The 13,978-nt window shown below is 67.1% G+C and carries 14 protein-coding genes; 7 read left to right on the forward strand and 7 right to left on the reverse strand.

The features are described from left to right. Positions 1-135 precede the first annotated feature (135 nt). The 3 genes from DCM79_RS12810 to DCM79_RS12820 are packed head-to-tail and all read right to left on the reverse strand — an operon-like array spanning position 136 to position 3,964. On the reverse strand, positions 136-1,779 hold the full coding sequence (locus DCM79_RS12810; RefSeq protein WP_257180137.1) for an acyl-CoA dehydrogenase family protein: 1,644 nt from the start codon (positions 1,777-1,779) through the stop codon (positions 136-138). Between the two features lie 20 nt (positions 1,780-1,799). Next, positions 1,800-2,531: a M15 family metallopeptidase gene (locus DCM79_RS12815; protein WP_373568134.1), complete on the reverse strand. Its 732-nt coding sequence runs from the start codon at positions 2,529-2,531 to the stop codon at positions 1,800-1,802. Between the two features lie 38 nt (positions 2,532-2,569). Then, positions 2,570-3,964, reverse strand: coding sequence for a caspase family protein (locus DCM79_RS12820; RefSeq protein ID WP_257180139.1), 1,395 nt, complete (start codon positions 3,962-3,964; stop codon positions 2,570-2,572). A 171-nt stretch (positions 3,965-4,135) separates the two neighbouring features. Between DCM79_RS12820 and DCM79_RS12825 the strand changes: the two genes are divergently transcribed. The 4 genes from DCM79_RS12825 to DCM79_RS12840 all read left to right on the forward strand — a co-directional run bounded on the left by DCM79_RS12825 (position 4,136) and on the right by DCM79_RS12840 (position 8,439). Then, positions 4,136-5,083 (forward strand): aspartate carbamoyltransferase catalytic subunit, encoded by a 948-nt coding sequence (locus DCM79_RS12825; protein ID WP_028135931.1) that lies wholly within the window; start codon positions 4,136-4,138, stop codon positions 5,081-5,083. A 5-nt stretch (positions 5,084-5,088) separates the two neighbouring features. Next, complete coding sequence (locus DCM79_RS12830) at positions 5,089-6,390, forward strand: dihydroorotase (protein ID WP_257180754.1); 1,302 nt, start codon at positions 5,089-5,091, stop codon at positions 6,388-6,390. Positions 6,391-6,437: 47 nt separating this feature from the next. Next, on the forward strand, positions 6,438-7,034 hold the full coding sequence (gene plsY / locus DCM79_RS12835; RefSeq protein ID WP_028135929.1) for a glycerol-3-phosphate 1-O-acyltransferase PlsY: 597 nt from the start codon (positions 6,438-6,440) through the stop codon (positions 7,032-7,034). A gap of 172 nt (positions 7,035-7,206) precedes the next feature. Beyond that, positions 7,207-8,439 (forward strand): patatin-like phospholipase family protein, encoded by a 1,233-nt coding sequence (locus DCM79_RS12840; protein WP_257180140.1) that lies wholly within the window; start codon positions 7,207-7,209, stop codon positions 8,437-8,439. On the opposite strand, the gene DCM79_RS12845 is transcribed toward DCM79_RS12840, so the two are convergent. Next, positions 8,431-9,675, reverse strand: coding sequence for an amidase (locus DCM79_RS12845; protein ID WP_257180141.1), 1,245 nt, complete (start codon positions 9,673-9,675; stop codon positions 8,431-8,433). The genes DCM79_RS12840 and DCM79_RS12845 overlap by 9 nt on opposite strands. Positions 9,676-9,766: 91 nt before the next feature. Here DCM79_RS12845 and dprA point away from each other — a divergent pair, with 91 nt between their 5' ends. Continuing rightward, the gene (dprA, locus tag DCM79_RS12850) at positions 9,767-10,909 is read left to right on the forward strand and encodes a DNA-processing protein DprA (protein WP_257180142.1); all 1,143 of its coding nucleotides are present in this window, start codon (positions 9,767-9,769) and stop codon (positions 10,907-10,909) included. A gap of 55 nt (positions 10,910-10,964) precedes the next feature. Here dprA and DCM79_RS12855 read toward each other — a convergent pair whose 3' ends face one another. Further along, positions 10,965-11,387 carry a helix-turn-helix domain-containing protein gene (locus tag DCM79_RS12855; RefSeq protein ID WP_257180143.1) on the reverse strand — a complete coding sequence of 141 codons (423 nt, stop codon included), beginning with the start codon at positions 11,385-11,387 and terminating at the stop codon, positions 10,965-10,967. 83 nt (positions 11,388-11,470) lie between these two features. On the opposite strand from DCM79_RS12855, the gene DCM79_RS12860 reads away from it, so the two are divergent. Further along, positions 11,471-12,079 (forward strand): FMN-dependent NADH-azoreductase, encoded by a 609-nt coding sequence (locus tag DCM79_RS12860; RefSeq protein ID WP_257180144.1) that lies wholly within the window; start codon positions 11,471-11,473, stop codon positions 12,077-12,079. A 71-nt stretch (positions 12,080-12,150) separates the two neighbouring features. Here the strand turns inward: DCM79_RS12860 and DCM79_RS12865 are convergent, their stop codons facing one another. Next, positions 12,151-12,924 carry an SDR family oxidoreductase gene (locus DCM79_RS12865; RefSeq protein ID WP_257180145.1) on the reverse strand — a complete coding sequence of 258 codons (774 nt, stop codon included), beginning with the start codon at positions 12,922-12,924 and terminating at the stop codon, positions 12,151-12,153. Positions 12,925-13,045: 121 nt separating this feature from the next. Here DCM79_RS12865 and DCM79_RS12870 point away from each other — a divergent pair, with 121 nt between their 5' ends. Then, positions 13,046-13,510 carry a helix-turn-helix domain-containing protein gene (locus tag DCM79_RS12870; RefSeq protein ID WP_257180146.1) on the forward strand — a complete coding sequence of 155 codons (465 nt, stop codon included), beginning with the start codon at positions 13,046-13,048 and terminating at the stop codon, positions 13,508-13,510. Between the two features lie 220 nt (positions 13,511-13,730). On the opposite strand, the gene DCM79_RS12875 is transcribed toward DCM79_RS12870, so the two are convergent. Next, positions 13,731-13,946 (reverse strand): hypothetical protein, encoded by a 216-nt coding sequence (locus DCM79_RS12875; protein ID WP_257180147.1) that lies wholly within the window; start codon positions 13,944-13,946, stop codon positions 13,731-13,733. Positions 13,947-13,978: the final 32 nt, after the last annotated feature.

A 13,978-nucleotide genomic window follows, 5' to 3' on the forward strand; every position in this document is an offset into this window, starting at 1 on the left:
CGTTGGGTCGCGCAAACTATCGAGAGGTCGTCATGCCCGGGCTCGTCCCGGCCATCCACGTTCTTCGTGCCACACAACAAGACGTGGATGGCCGGGACAAGCCCGGCCGTGACGAGAGATTGAGCTGGAGTCTCCTCACGGCAGCGCGCGCTCCAGCAGCGACCGGACCTCGCCGCTGTCCAGCTCCACGGCGCCGTACATGCTGGCGTGATTGGCCGCGAGCCGGCTCGCCGCGAACAATTCGGCATTGCGCGGCGACACGCCGTTCAGCGCCGCGGTCGCGGCCAGCAGCGCCAGCTTCTCGACGGCCAGCCGCGCGATGCGCTCGCCGTCGGTGCGGCGGAAAGTCTTGCCGACGAAAGCGACTGTCTCGCTCGCTCCCGGCAAGCCCTTGGCCTCGGCCGCAAGCGCTTGCAGCACCGCCGTCGCGGCGTCCGGCTCGCGCGAGAGCGCGCGGAGCACGTCGAGGCACATCACGTTGCCGGAGCCTTCCCAAATCGCGTTGACCGGCGATTCCCGGTAGTGCCGCGCCAGAATGCCGTCCTCGACATAGCCGTTGCCGCCGAGGCATTCCATGGCCTCATAGAGGAACGGCGGCGCACTCTTGCAGGTCCAGTATTTGATCGCGGGCGTGAGCAGCCGCATATAGGCGGCCTCCGCTGCATCATGCGGGGTGCGATCGAAGGCGCGGCAGAGCCGCATCACCAGCGCCGTGCTCGCCTCGACATGCAGCGCCATGTCCGACAGCACTGCCTGCATCAGCGGCTGATCGGCCAGATGCTTCTGGAACACGCTGCGGTGACGGGCGTGATGCAGCGCATGCGCCAGCCCCGAGCGCATCAGGCCGACCGAGGCGATCGCGCAATCCTGCCGCGTCAGCTGCACCATCTGGATGATGGTGCGGATGCCCTTGCCCGCCTCGCCGACGGCTTGCGCATAGGCGCCGACGAACTCGACCTCGGAGGAGGCATTGGAGCGGTTGCCGAGCTTGTCCTTCAGCCGCTGGAACTGAATCGCGTTGACCGATCCATCCGGCGCGAAGCGCGGCATGAAGAAGCACGTCAGGCCCTGCTCGGCCTGCGCCAGCACCAGGAACGCATCGCACATCGGCGCCGACATGAACCATTTGTGGCCGGTGATGCGATAGGCCTCGCCATCGCGCACCGCGCGGCTCATGTTGGAACGCACGTCGGTGCCGCCCTGCTTCTCGGTCATGCCCATGCCGAGCGTCATGCCGCGCTTTTGCCACCACGGTGCGAAGCTCGGGTCGTAGCTCCTGGCCGACAGCACCGGCATCACCTTGCCGAGCAGGTCCGGCTGCATCGCCAGCGCGCCGACGGAGGCGCGCGTCATCGTGATCGGACAGAGGTGACCGGTCTCGACCTGGGCTGCCATGTAGAATTTCGCCGCACGAATGACCTCGGCGGCATCGCCCGCCGGTTTGCCGTTCGCGGTCCACGTCGAATTGTGCACGCCGGCATGGGCGCTGTGCGCCATCAGTTCGTGATAGGCCGGGTGAAACTCGACCTGGTCGCGGCGATTGCCCTTGGCGTCGAAGCTGCGCAGCTTCGGCGTGTTCTCGTTCGCGAGCCGCCCGCGATCGGCCATCGCGGCCGAGCCCCATTGCCTGCCGAACTCGGAGAGTTCGCGTTCCGCCGCCGCGCCGCCATTGGCCTTGACCGCCTCGACCAGCGGGCGGTCCACGGCGAACAGGTCGATATCCTCAAACGGCGGCGATTGGTTGAAGACCTCGTGGGTCGCAAAGCTCGGCTGGGTCATCACGTTTCCTCGGCGCGAAATCAGTTCCGTCGCGGCTGGATCGGGAAATCATAGGCCGCCCCGCCGGCCCCAGGCAGGGAAAAATGCCACCACTCCTTCGAATAGTTCACAAAGCCTTGCCTGGCCATCGCCGCCACCAGCCGCCTGCGCCAGCTGCGTTGTTCCGCCGTGATCGACGGTGCCGCGGTATGGCCCTTCGTGTCGGTGCAGTCGTAGCCGGTCCCCATGTCGACACTGCCTTCGGGTGCGCGCGCTTCGACCGGCGCGGTGCAATCGGCATAGGTTCTCGACGGGTCGTATTTGGCGGAATTGTCAGCCTTCAGATCGACCAGCGTCAGATCCAGCGCCGCGCCGGTGGAATGCTGCGAACGGCTCGCGATGTAGCCGAGGCGGAACAGCTCGGTCTTGGGGATTTTCGGATTGTAGCGCCGCTCGGCGGCGGTCTCGTGACCGTTCTGCGACCACTTGACCATGTCGAGCGAGGCCCGCGCCGGCCGGTAGCAGTCGAACATCTTGAGCGAGAGATTCTGTGCGGCGAGCTCCTGCTGCACCGCCTTCAGCCGCAGACCGACCTCGCGCTTCACCACGCATTCACCGGCATTGTAGCCGGCCAGCGGCCGGCCGACGAAATTGTTCGAGGTGGCGTAGCGGATGTCCTGGATGATGCTGGGGTCGATGTCGCGCAGATAGACGAAATCGCCGGGCAAGCTCTGCGCCCGCGCCGGCGCGAGCACCGATATCGCAAGCAGCATACCGAGCGCCGCGCGCGCCGCGATCCCTGTCCTTGCGGTCATTGCACCGGATCCGAGCTGACTAGAAGTTTCGTGATCGCGGTGTCCGTGTATTTGTTGCCGGCCCAGACGTCGTCGATGATCAATTGCATCCAATGGGCCGTCACCGGCGGCCGCAATGTCAACAATTGCGCCGACAGCCTGTCCTCGAGAATGAAGACCTGCGACTCGCCGCCGGAGAACAGCACCCGGATCTGACGAACCCTGTTGTTCTTGGAAAAGATGTCGGGGTTCTTCTGGTAGCCGTTCTGCACATGTATCGACTTGACCCGTCGCGGGGTTTCGAACTCGACCGTGATCCATTCGCCGATGCCGTTGCCGGCTGCACCTTCGACCCAGGCCGTCCCCGTCGAGGCATCGAACAGGTTGGTCGCGCCGTATGAATTGCCGAATTGCGGCTTCAGCATCGAGCTGACGCAATAGGTCTCGAAGCCGCTGCGGGCGCAGCTTTCACCCGCCGCAGAAGGACGCGGCGGGCGCATCGTCGCGCGCTCCGCGACCGCAGGCTTTGCCGGCGGCTTCACCAGCATGCCTGCCACGCGCGGCATCGACGGTGCCGCCTCCCAAAGATAGATGCGTCCGCCGAGCGTCTGGTCGTAATAGGCCGGCGTCTGCTCATGCGGTGCCGGTTGGCCGCCATTGTCCGTCGCGGTCAGCGCCAGTGCCGCCACGCGCTCGCGCACCTCGACCGCGAGATCGCCGAGATGCAGCTCGGGCCGCTTCAGCTGCTCGACGAAGATCCGCGTGAACACCGAATTATTCGCGGTATCGCTACTGCCGAGCTGGTCGAGCGCGGTCTGGCCGATGCCGGCCGAATAGAGCGTGAAGATGCCGCGCGCCGGCCGCACATCCGCGAGCCCCCGCGTATTCCCGATCGAACGGCCGGCGGCGCGCGGAAACGGATTGTCACGGCAGGCGTCGATGATGACGAAAGCAACCCGCACCGACTTTGCCTGGAGCTCCGCGATCAAGTCGGGCTCGGCGATCGAGGCCCCGCGCACCCGCGCTTCAGCGCCTTCGCTCACGGTCGGAACATCGCTCGGCACCAGGTAGTTCACCCCCGCGATCGCCACGCCGTGCCCCGCATAAAACACAGCCGCCGTGTCGCCCGGCGCGAGCCGCGCCGTGAAATCGGCGAGCCGGTCGATCATGGCCTGGCGGCCGAGATTGGTCCCCAGCACGATGTCGAATTGGAGTGCCCGCAGCGCGTCGGCGACGCTGGTCGCGTCATTGGCCGCCTTCTTCAATTGGCGGTCCGCCGGCAAGTTCGGATAGAGGTCGTTGCCGATCACGAGTGCGACGCGTTTCTCCGCCATCGCCGGTGTCGCGATGCCGACGAGGCACACGGCCGCCAACGCAGCGACATTGCGCGCCAGTCGATTAAAATACCGCATGCTCGTCATGATCCGGCCCGTGACGCAACGAATAGCAAGAGTCTAGCGCAAAGCGGCAGTCCCGAACACAGGCCGGCGGCACCCAGTTGTCCGTAAAGCGCCGTGGATAAGTCCGCAGGCCGGATTTGAAGCTTGCTCCCCCCGTCATCCCCCCCTATAGCTCTGCTTTTAATGACATCGAAATCCACCTTCGTCCTCGGCCACCGGCATTTGCTGGGCATCGAGGGCCTGTCCGCGGCCGACATCACCGGCCTGCTCGACCTGTCCGAAGAATATGTCGAGCTCAACCGCCAGGTTGACAAGAAGCGCACCGTCCTGCGGGGACGGACGCAGGTGAACCTCTTCTTCGAGGCTTCCACCCGGACCCAATCCTCGTTCGAGCTCGCGGGAAAGCGGCTCGGCGCGGACGTCATGAACATGTCGGTCTCCTCTTCCTCGATGAAGAAGGGCGAGACCCTGATCGACACCGCGATGACGCTGAACGCGATGCATCCGGACATCCTGGTGATGCGTCATCACGCCTCCGGCGCGGTGGAACTGCTGGCACGCAAGGTTGACGGTTCCGTGATCAATGCCGGCGACGGCGCGCATGAGCATCCGACCCAGGCCCTGCTCGACGCGCTCACCATCCGCCGCAACAAGGGCCGGATCGAAGGGCTGGTGGTCGCGATCTGCGGCGACGTGCTGCATTCGCGCGTCGCCCGTTCCAATATCATCCTGCTCAACACGATGGGCGCCCGCGTCCGCGTGGTCGGCCCCACCACGCTGCTGCCGCCGGGCATCGAGCGGATGGGCGTCGAGGTCGCGCGCGACATGCGCGAGGGGCTCAACGGCGCTGATATCGTCATGATGCTGCGGCTGCAGCGCGAGCGCATGAACGGCTCCTTCGTGCCGTCGTCGTCGGAATATTTCCACTATTTCGGGCTCGACCAGAAGAAACTCGCCTACGCCAAGCCGGACGCGCTCGTGATGCATCCCGGCCCGATGAACCGCGGCGTCGAGATCGACTCGATCGTAGCCGACGGCGCGCAGTCCCTGATCCGCGAACAGGTGGAGATGGGCGTCGCCGTGCGCATGGCGGTGCTGGAAGCGCTCGCCCGTAACCTGCCGAACGCGTGATGCCGATGCTGATCGATCGCCGCCCCGTCCTGCTCGCCAACGCCCGCGTCGTCGATCCCTCCAGGGATTTCGACGGTGTCGGCGACGTCCTGATCGCCGACGGCACCATCCGCGAGACCCGCCGCGGCATCGGCGCGGCCGGCGTCCCCGAGGGCACCGACATTGTCAATTGCGCCGGCAAGATCGTCGCGCCCGGCCTCATCGACATGCGCGCCTTCGTCGGCGAGCCCGGCTTCAGCCATCGCGAGACCTTTGCCACCGCGAGCCAGGCAGCCGCGACCGGCGGCATCACCACCATCATCTGCCAGCCCGACACCTTGCCGGTGATCGACAATTCGGCGACCGTCGACTTCGTCATGCGCCGCGCCCGCGACACCGCGATCGTCAACATCCAGCCGATGGCGGCGCTCACCAAGGGCATGCTCGGCCAGGAGATGACCGAGTTCGGCCTGCTCAAGGCCGCGGGTGCCGTCGCCTTCAGCGATGCCGCCCGAAGCGTGACCAATGCGCAGGTGATGCGCCGTGCGCTGACCTACGCGCGCGATTTCGATGCGCTGATCGTGCACTTCACCGAGGACCCCGATCTCGTCGGCGAAGGCGTGATGAACGAAGGCGAGTTCGCCTCGCGCCTCGGCCTTATGGGTATCCCGAATGCCGCCGAGGCCGTGATGCTCGAACGCGACATGCGCCTCGTCGCGCTGACCGGGGGCCGCTATCACGCGGCCTCGCTGAGCTGCATCGATTCCCTCGACATCCTCCAGCGCGCCCGCGACGCCGGGCTCGCCGTCAGCGCCTCGGTCTCGATCAACCATCTGGCGCTGAACGAGAACGACATCGGCCCCTACCGGTCGTTCCTGAAGCTGTCGCCGCCGCTGCGCAGCGAGGACGACCGCCGGGCATTGGTGGCGGCCGTCGCTTCCGGCCTGCTCGAGGTCATCATGTCCGACCACAATCCGCAGGACGTCGAGGTCAAGCGGCTGCCGTTCGCCGAGGCCGCGCCCGGCGCCGTCGGTCTCGAGACCATGCTGCCGGCGGGCCTGCGGCTCGTGCACAATGGCGAGCTGGACCTGAAAACGCTGATCCGGGCGATGTCGACCCGTCCGGCCGAGCTGCTCGGCCTGCCTGGCGGAACCCTGCGCGCCGGCAGCCCGGCCGACGTCATCGTGATCGACCCCGATGTGCCCTGGGTGGTCGATCCCGCCGACCTCAAATCGCCCTGCAAGAACACCCCGTTCGACGAGGCCCGCTTTACAGGCCGCGTGGTGCGCACCACCGTCGGCGGCCGGACGGTATACGAGCATGTCTGACCTGCGCGATCCCGCGACATTGAAATCCAGCCTTTGGAGAGGCCGCCATGGGGCTTGAAGCATTCCTGCCGGTGGCCTTCGTCATCGGCTACCTCTTCGGCTCGATTCCGTTCGGCCTGGTTCTGACCCGGCTCGCCGGCACGCAGGATATCCGCTCGATCGGCTCCGGCAGCATCGGCGCCACCAATGTGCTGCGCACCGGGCGCAAGAGTCTTGCCGCCGGCACCCTGCTGCTCGACGCGCTCAAGGGCACCGCGGCCGTCGTGATCGCCGGCTATATCGCTGGTCCCAACGCCGCCATGGTGGCCGGGCTCGGCGCCTTCCTCGGCCATCTCTTCCCGGTCTGGCTCAAGTTTAAGGGCGGCAAGGGCGTTGCGACCTATATCGGCGTCCTGCTCGGCTTGTTCTGGCCCGGCATGGTGGTGTTCTGCCTGCTCTGGCTGGCGACCGCCTTCACCACCCGCTACTCCTCGCTCTCGGCACTGGTGGCGGCGTTCATCACGCCGATATTCCTGTGGTGGTTCGGCCATCTCGCGCTCGCAGCATTGTTCGCGGTGCTGACGCTGCTGTTGTTCTACGCGCATCGCGAGAACATCAAGCGCTTGCAGGCCGGCAAGGAAAGCCGGATCGGGGAGAAGGCGTAAGCCGCATCAAGCAAAGCAACCAAAGCCAGGGCATCTACGGATACCGAAGCCCCTCTCTGCATTATATCTCGAATCCTGTTCGCAACTCGTCGCCGACTCGCAAGGCGAGGTAGCGAACGGGTTCCATGCCTGTCATCCTGACGGGACAAATGGCGTTACGCGGTTGCTCAGAATGGGCGCGACGAACGACGGCATGCACGAGGAGTCCGGCTCGCAGGGCACTGCGGCAAGCCGGCTGCTGTCGACAACCAATATCTGGTCCGATGCCCCCGCACTGCCGCCTGCGCCAACGCCCGTTGCCGTTCCACCGCCGGCGCCCTCACTTGCTCCCGTCGCGCCAAGTCCTGGCGCGCCAGGTCCTGTCGCACTAGGTCCTGTCGCGGTCGAGCTCCGAGCTGCGGCCGCCCAGGCTGCATCAGCGCAGGCGCGCCCGGCCCCATGGCCGCCGCGACGATTGTCGCTGGCGCTGCAGGGCGGCGGCACCTTTGCGGCCTTCACATGGGGCGTGCTGGAGCGGCTGCTGGAAGAGCCGATCGAGATCGACACCATCAGCGGCGCCAGTGCCGGCGCCACCAATGCGCTGCTGCTCGCCTCCGGCCTCGCGGAGGGCGGCCGCGAAGCGGCCCGGTTACGGCTGAACCGGTTCTGGCTCCGCCTGATGCACGAGGCCTCGTTCCGCTCGCTGATGCTGCTCGGCGGGTTCTCGCCGGCGGGAAGCTCGGTCGCATTCGGTCCGACGCTGCGCTCGGGCCAGTTCGATCCGTTCGATCTCGATCCGCTGCGGCTGGCGCTGTCGCGCGACATTCATTTCACGGCGCTGCAAGATCCAGGAGCACCAAAGCTGCTGATTGCGGCGACGCGGATCCGCGACGGCCAGCAGCAGATCTTCCGCAACGACTCCATCACCGCCGACGTCGCGCTGGCCTCGACCTGTCCGCCCCTGGTTCACTGCGCCGTCGAGATCGACGGCGAGGCCTATTGGGACGGCGGCTTCGGCGGCAATCCGCCGTTGCTGCGGCTGGCGCAGGAGACGACGACGGCCGACGTCCTGCTGGTCCAAGTCACCCCCGCACGCGACAGCTACGTGCCCATCACCCTCGCCGCGATCGACCGCCGGCTCGACCAGATCGCGGCCAACGCCGCCCTCAATGCCGAGATGGCGGCGGTCGCATGGGCTCAGTCGCACGCAGCCCCTTCACTGCGGCTCACCCGGATCGCAGCTGAAGACTCCGTCGACGGCCTGGCGCAGCGTTCATCGACCGACCTCGGCCGCGGCTTCATCCGGCTGCTGCACCGGAGCGGTCGCGCGGCCGCCGAGCGCTGGCTCGGGCAGGATGCAAAAGCCGGCGCCGCGCCTTCGGCGTCCGCACAGGCTCTCGCTGCCTCTGAAGCCGCGCTAACCTGACGTCGCCAGCGCCTGCTCGAGGAACCACGCCGTCGCGAGCGCGCGCGCGTCGTTGCCGAAGCGTGCGATCACCTGCACGCCAACAGGCAGGCCGCCGACTTTCAGCACCGGCACGTTGACGCAAGGATTGCCCATCAGCGTCCAGAGCCGGTTGTAACGGGGATCGCCTGTGGTCGCGAGCTCCTTGGCCGGCGCGGTGCCCGGCGCCGAATAGGTCAGGAGCACGTCGACACCCTCGAACACTTCGCCGAGCTCGCGGCGGCCGCGGCGGCTGATCCGGCGCGCCTCGTCATATTCCTTCGGTGTCAGATGGGCCGTCGCATCGAGGCTGGCCCGCAGCATCGGCGCGATCTCGTCGTGACGCTCGGAAAATTCCCAGGCCAGCGCGCGATGCGCCTCGTAGTCCTGGACGATGGGGTGGATACGCCAGGCCTCCTGCACCGCCTCGGGCAGGTCTATGGCCTGCACGCTGGCGCCGGCGCGTTCCGCCGCCTTGATCGCGGCCAGCAAGCCCTGTTCGGCCGCCGGCTCCACGCTGCCGGCGAACTCCTGCCTGACCACGCCGATGCGCGGGGCCTTCGCCGGAGCGATGCCGGAAAACTCGGTGCGACCGGTCATCGCCAGAAGCCCGCGCGCGAGATCCTCCGCGCGCGCGCCGAACAGGCCGACCGTGTCGAGCGCCCAGGAATAGCACTTCACGCCAACCGTCGGCAGCATGCGAAACGACGGCTTGATCGCGGCGGTCCCGCAATAGGCCGCCGGCCGGATCACCGAGCCGCCGGTCTGGGTGCCCAGCGCCAGCGGGATCATGCCGGCGCCGACCGCCGCCGCCGAGCCTGCGGAGGAGCCGCCCGGCGAATGGCCGGGATTGTGCGGATTGAGCGTCGGCGTCGGATCGCGCGAGGCGAACGCCGTGGTCGTGGTCTTGCCGATGATGGTGGCCCCCGCCCGCTTCAGCATCATGACAACAGGCGCATCGGCGCGCGGCTGCCAGCCGCGATAGATCTCCGAACCCATCTCGGTCGGCATCTCAGCGGTGTCGATGATGTCCTTGATGCCGACCGCGATGCCGCGCAGCGGGCCGAAGGCCTGCGCTCTTGCCGCCTTGTCGTGACGGACGAAGGCGCGGACGTCCTTCTCCTTGGCCTCGATCGCCGCATGCGATTGGGCAATGGCTTCATCGGGCGACAACTCGCCGGCTTCAATGCGGCGCTGGAGGTCGGCGAGTGAAATCATGGCAACATCCTTCTTATTGGCCTTGCTTTTAGCATCGGGCCGATACCGCGCAAGCGCACGTCGCTGTTGCGCAACGCCCTCAGGTTGTTCCATGCTGCGCCTGCAAGGAGCCGCCGTGGACGCCATCAATGCGAGCGTGGAGCTGACCGAGGCTGAGCGGATCGACCGCCTGCGGCTGATCCGTTCCGACAATGTCGGCCCGCGCACCTTCCGCTCGCTGGTCGACCATTTCGGCACGGCGCGCGCCGCGCTGGAGCGCCTGCCTGATCTGGCGCGCCGCGGCGGTGCGCAGCGATCGGGCCGCATCTGCAGCGCCGATGAAGCCAAAGCCGAGCTGGCCGCAAGCCGCAAGTTCGGCATCGCCTGGCGCGCGCCCGGCGAGGACGGCTATCCGGCGCGGCTGGCGATGATCGACGATGCGCCGCCGCTGCTCGCCGTGCGTGGCGACACCAAGACCCTGATGCGGCCGATGATTGCCATCGTCGGCTCGCGCAACGCATCCGGCGCCGGGCTGAAATTCGCAGGCCTGCTCGCGCGCGAGCTCGGCGAAGCCGGCTTCGTCGTCATCTCCGGACTCGCGCGCGGCGTCGACCAGGCCGCACATCGCGCCAGCGTCGACAACGGCACCGTCGCCGTCTTGGCCGGCGGCCATGATTGCATCTATCCGCCCGAGCATGGCGATCTGCTCAGGGCGATGCTCGATCACGAAGGCGCTGCGATCTCCGAGATGCCGCTCGGCCATGAGCCGCGTGCCCGCGACTTCCCGCGCCGCAACCGGCTGATCTCGGGCGCTTCGCTCGGGGTCGTCGTGGTGGAGGCGGCGCACCGTTCGGGCTCGCTGATCACCGCGCGCATGGCGGCCGAACAGGGGCGCGAGGTGTTCGCGGTGCCGGGCTCGCCGCTCGATCCGCGCGCCGCCGGCGCCAACGACCTGATCAAGCAGGGCGCGACCCTCGTCACCGAAGCCGCCGACATCATCAATGCGGTGCAGCCGATCATGGAGCGGCCGTTGATGAGTCCTGCGGGCGAGCCCGACAGCGAGCCGTTCGAGAGCGATCCGCAAGGCCACGACCGCGACCAGATCACCGGCCTGCTCGGCCCGGCGCCCATCTCGATCGACGATCTCGTGCGGATGTCCGGCGCCTCGCCCGCGATCGTGCGCACGGTGCTGCTGGAGCTGGAGCTGGCCGGCAAGCTCGAACGCCACGGCGGCGGCTTGGTATCGCTGGTTTAGCGTCTCCAGATGTCATTCCGGGGCGGCTCCAAGAGCCGAACCCGGAGGCCGCACGCTAACTTTCCTTGCGCCGATCGAACTGCGTACGTGCAGCCTCGATCTGCGTCAGGTGGTCCATCGCCCACTGCCCTAGCGCTTTCACCGGCTCCTGAAGCCCACGGCCGAGATCAGTCAGCTCGTAGTCGACGCGGGGCGGTATGGTCGGAAAGATCGTGCGCGTGACGAGGCCGTCGCGCTCGAGACCTCGCAGCGTCAAGGTCAGCATGCGCTGCGAGATGCCGTTGATCATGCGCTTCAGCTCGTTGAAGCGCTTGGGTCCGTCGCTCAGCATCATGATGACGAACACGCTCCATTTGTCGCCGACGCGGGACAGCACGGAGGCGACCCCGCGGCAATCCGCGTGGTCGGGATGCGGCATTGGAACGGGCGTCGGCGTGGCAGGAAAACCGGTGTTCTCAGGTCTCAAAGTTGTGCCCATGGCTCAAGAATGTGCGTTCTTGCGGGGATTTCGACAGTCACTCATGTAGTTCTGGTTACAAATCTATACCATGGGTGACCCAAATGAAACTGCTCCATCTCGACTCCAGCGTCCTCGGCCCCCACTCCGTATCCAGGCAGGTTTCCGCCGCCATCGTCGACCGGCTGCGCCAGGCCACGCCTTCGCTCGACGTGGTCTATCGCGACCTGACCCAGACCCCGCTGGCCCACCTCTCCGGCTCGCACCTCGCCGCTGCGCAAGGCGCCCCCGCGCCGGCAGAACTGGCACCCGACCTGGCCGCAAGCGCGGCCGCGCTCGACGAGTTCCTTTCTGCCGACATCGTCGTGATCGGCGCGCCCATGTACAATTTCACCATTCCGAGCCAGCTCAAGGCTTGGATCGACCGCATCCTCGTGGTGGGGAAGACATTTAAATATGGCGCCGCGGGGCCCGAGGGGCTTGCCGGCGGCAAGCGCGTGATCGTGGCGATCTCGCGCGGAGGCTATTACGGCGCGGAAACGCCCTACGCGGCCGGCGAACACCTCGAAAGCTATTTGCGCTGGGTGTTCGGTTTCATCGGGATCACGAACGTCGAATTCATCCCGGCCGACGGCATCCAGGTCGGCCCGGACCACCGCGAGAAGGCGATCGCTGGCGCGCTTCAGTCGGCAACAACTCTGCGGGCAGCATAGCCCGCGGCGTGGGGACCGTCCGGCGCAAGGCGACTCCTGCGCCGGACGGAACAGCGTTTGTTTGCGAGCGGTCAGCCCCGGTAGATCGGCGCGCCGCTCGGAGAGGCCACCGCGCCGCCATCGACGAAGATCTCCTGGCCCTGCACATGTGCGGCATCGTCGGAGGCGAGGAACAGCACTGTCTTGGCAACGTGATCGGTCTCGCCGATGCGCCCCAAAGGCGTCGACAGCGCGATCCGCCTCTCGAACGCCTGCTCGGCTTCCGGCGTTGCCGTCGCAGGTCCCCAGATCGGCGTGCGGATCGCGCCGGGCGCCACGACATTGACGCGAATGCCGCGCGGCGACAGCTCCGAGGCCATGATCCGCGCCATCGCCCGCACGCCGGCCTTGGCGGCGCCGTAGGCGGAGTAGCCGGGAATGCCGAGCACGGAGATCACCGAGCCGTTGAGGACGATCGAGGCGTTGTCGTTGAGATAGGGCAGCGCCGCCTGCACCGTGAAGAACACGCCGGTCAGGTTGGTGCTGATGACCTTCTCGAACACGTCAAGCGTAGCCGATCCCAGCGGCGTGCCGCCGGCGATGCCGGCATTGGCGAACACGATGTCGAACTTGCCGAATTTCTCGGCGCCCTGCCTGATCGCCGCTTCGGTCGCGGCGATGTCGGTGGCATCGGCGGCGAGCGCGAGCGCGTTCGGCCCGAGCTCTTTCCCGGCCGCTTCCAGCGTCTCCTTGTTGCGCCCGGTGATTACCACCTTGGCGCCCTCGGCCACGAACAGCTTTGCGGTCGCAAGGCCGATGCCGCTATTGCCGCCGGTGATCAGGGCCGTCTTGTTCGTCAGTCTCACGCTCGCCTCCAGTGGTTGCATCATAAAACTAGGTTGCCATCTAGGGCATATGGTTTTATGATGCAACCACACAAGCGCGTGATCGGCGCTCGAATCGTGCGAACGTGGCAGGACCGGAACGATGGTGAAACGAACGAGCTTCGAGGGCGATTCCTGCCCGATCGCACGCTCGCTGGAGGCGCTCGGCGACTGGTGGTCGCTGCTGATCATCCGCGAGGCGCTGTTCGGCGTGCGCCGCTTCGGCGAATTCCAGAGCAAGCTCGGCATGGCCAAGAACATCCTGTCCGTGCGGCTGCGTTCGCTGGTCGATCACGGCATTCTGGAAATCGCCCCCGCCTCGGACGGCAGCGCCTATCAGGAATATGTGTTGACGGCGAAGGGCCGCGGCACCTTCCCGATCCTGGTGGCGCTGCGGCAATGGAGCGAGGAGTTCGACGACCACCCCGAGGAGATCGCGACCATCCTGGTCGATCGCGAGAAGGGCCGCCCGGTGAAGAAGCTGGAAATGCGCGCGGCGGATGGGCGCCTGCTCTCGCCGGCGGAGACGATGCTGAAGCCGCGGCCGTCGCGACGGCGGTCGGCGTGACAGCGCCAGGAAGACATGGGTGGTCCGGAGCGAATTCGACCAGATATGCGCAAGGCTCCGGTCTCGTGCCCCGGACGCGGCGCAGCGTCCCTTCGACGATGCGCTGCAGAGCCGGGGCCCATGTTGCGGCGAACCGCGCGGACTGCTGGGTCCCGGCTCTGCGCAGCAACGCCAAGAGCGTTGCAGCGCGTCCGGGACACGAGAGAGATGGCCGGCGCCGCTACGACAGTTTGCGCTTGCTCCGCAGCCTCAGATGCTCGTCGGCCTCGAGCTTGGTCATGCCCAGCAGATAATGCAGCACGGCGAGCTTGTGCTGCTCGGCGAGCTTGCGTAGCGCCCCGACTTGCTCGGCGATGAAGGCGACGGCCTCGTCCGCGCCGCCCTCTCCCGGTTCCTCGTGACGCGAGCCTCGCGCCGCGCCGACAGGGGCGCGCACCCGTTTCTTCCCCGGCCTAGTCACCAGACCCC

Source organism: Bradyrhizobium sp. WBOS07 (genome assembly GCF_024585165.1).
Taxonomy (GTDB): Bacteria; Pseudomonadota; Alphaproteobacteria; order Rhizobiales; family Xanthobacteraceae; genus Bradyrhizobium; species Bradyrhizobium japonicum_B.

Excerpts from the sequence above, each read along its gene's own strand:
- DCM79_RS12855 (WP_257180143.1), bottom strand. The coding sequence starts at position 11,387 with ATGGGCACAACTTTGAGACCTGAGAACACCGGTTTTCCTGCCACGCCG.
- DCM79_RS12870 (WP_257180146.1), top strand. The coding sequence starts at position 13,046 with ATGGTGAAACGAACGAGCTTCGAGGGCGATTCCTGCCCGATCGCACGC.
- DCM79_RS12815 (WP_373568134.1), bottom strand. The coding sequence starts at position 2,531 with ATGCTGCTTGCGATATCGGTGCTCGCGCCGGCGCGGGCGCAGAGCTTG.
- DCM79_RS12840 (WP_257180140.1), top strand. The coding sequence starts at position 7,207 with ATGGGCGCGACGAACGACGGCATGCACGAGGAGTCCGGCTCGCAGGGC.
- plsY (WP_028135929.1), top strand. The coding sequence starts at position 6,438 with ATGGGGCTTGAAGCATTCCTGCCGGTGGCCTTCGTCATCGGCTACCTC.
- dprA (WP_257180142.1), top strand. The coding sequence starts at position 9,767 with ATGCTGCGCCTGCAAGGAGCCGCCGTGGACGCCATCAATGCGAGCGTG.
- DCM79_RS12810 (WP_257180137.1), bottom strand. The coding sequence starts at position 1,779 with ATGACCCAGCCGAGCTTTGCGACCCACGAGGTCTTCAACCAATCGCCG.
- DCM79_RS12845 (WP_257180141.1), bottom strand. The coding sequence starts at position 9,675 with ATGATTTCACTCGCCGACCTCCAGCGCCGCATTGAAGCCGGCGAGTTG.
- DCM79_RS12860 (WP_257180144.1), top strand. The coding sequence starts at position 11,471 with ATGAAACTGCTCCATCTCGACTCCAGCGTCCTCGGCCCCCACTCCGTA.
- DCM79_RS12820 (WP_257180139.1), bottom strand. The coding sequence starts at position 3,964 with ATGCGGTATTTTAATCGACTGGCGCGCAATGTCGCTGCGTTGGCGGCC.
- DCM79_RS12830 (WP_257180754.1), top strand. The coding sequence starts at position 5,089 with ATGCTGATCGATCGCCGCCCCGTCCTGCTCGCCAACGCCCGCGTCGTC.
- DCM79_RS12825 (WP_028135931.1), top strand. The coding sequence starts at position 4,136 with ATGACATCGAAATCCACCTTCGTCCTCGGCCACCGGCATTTGCTGGGC.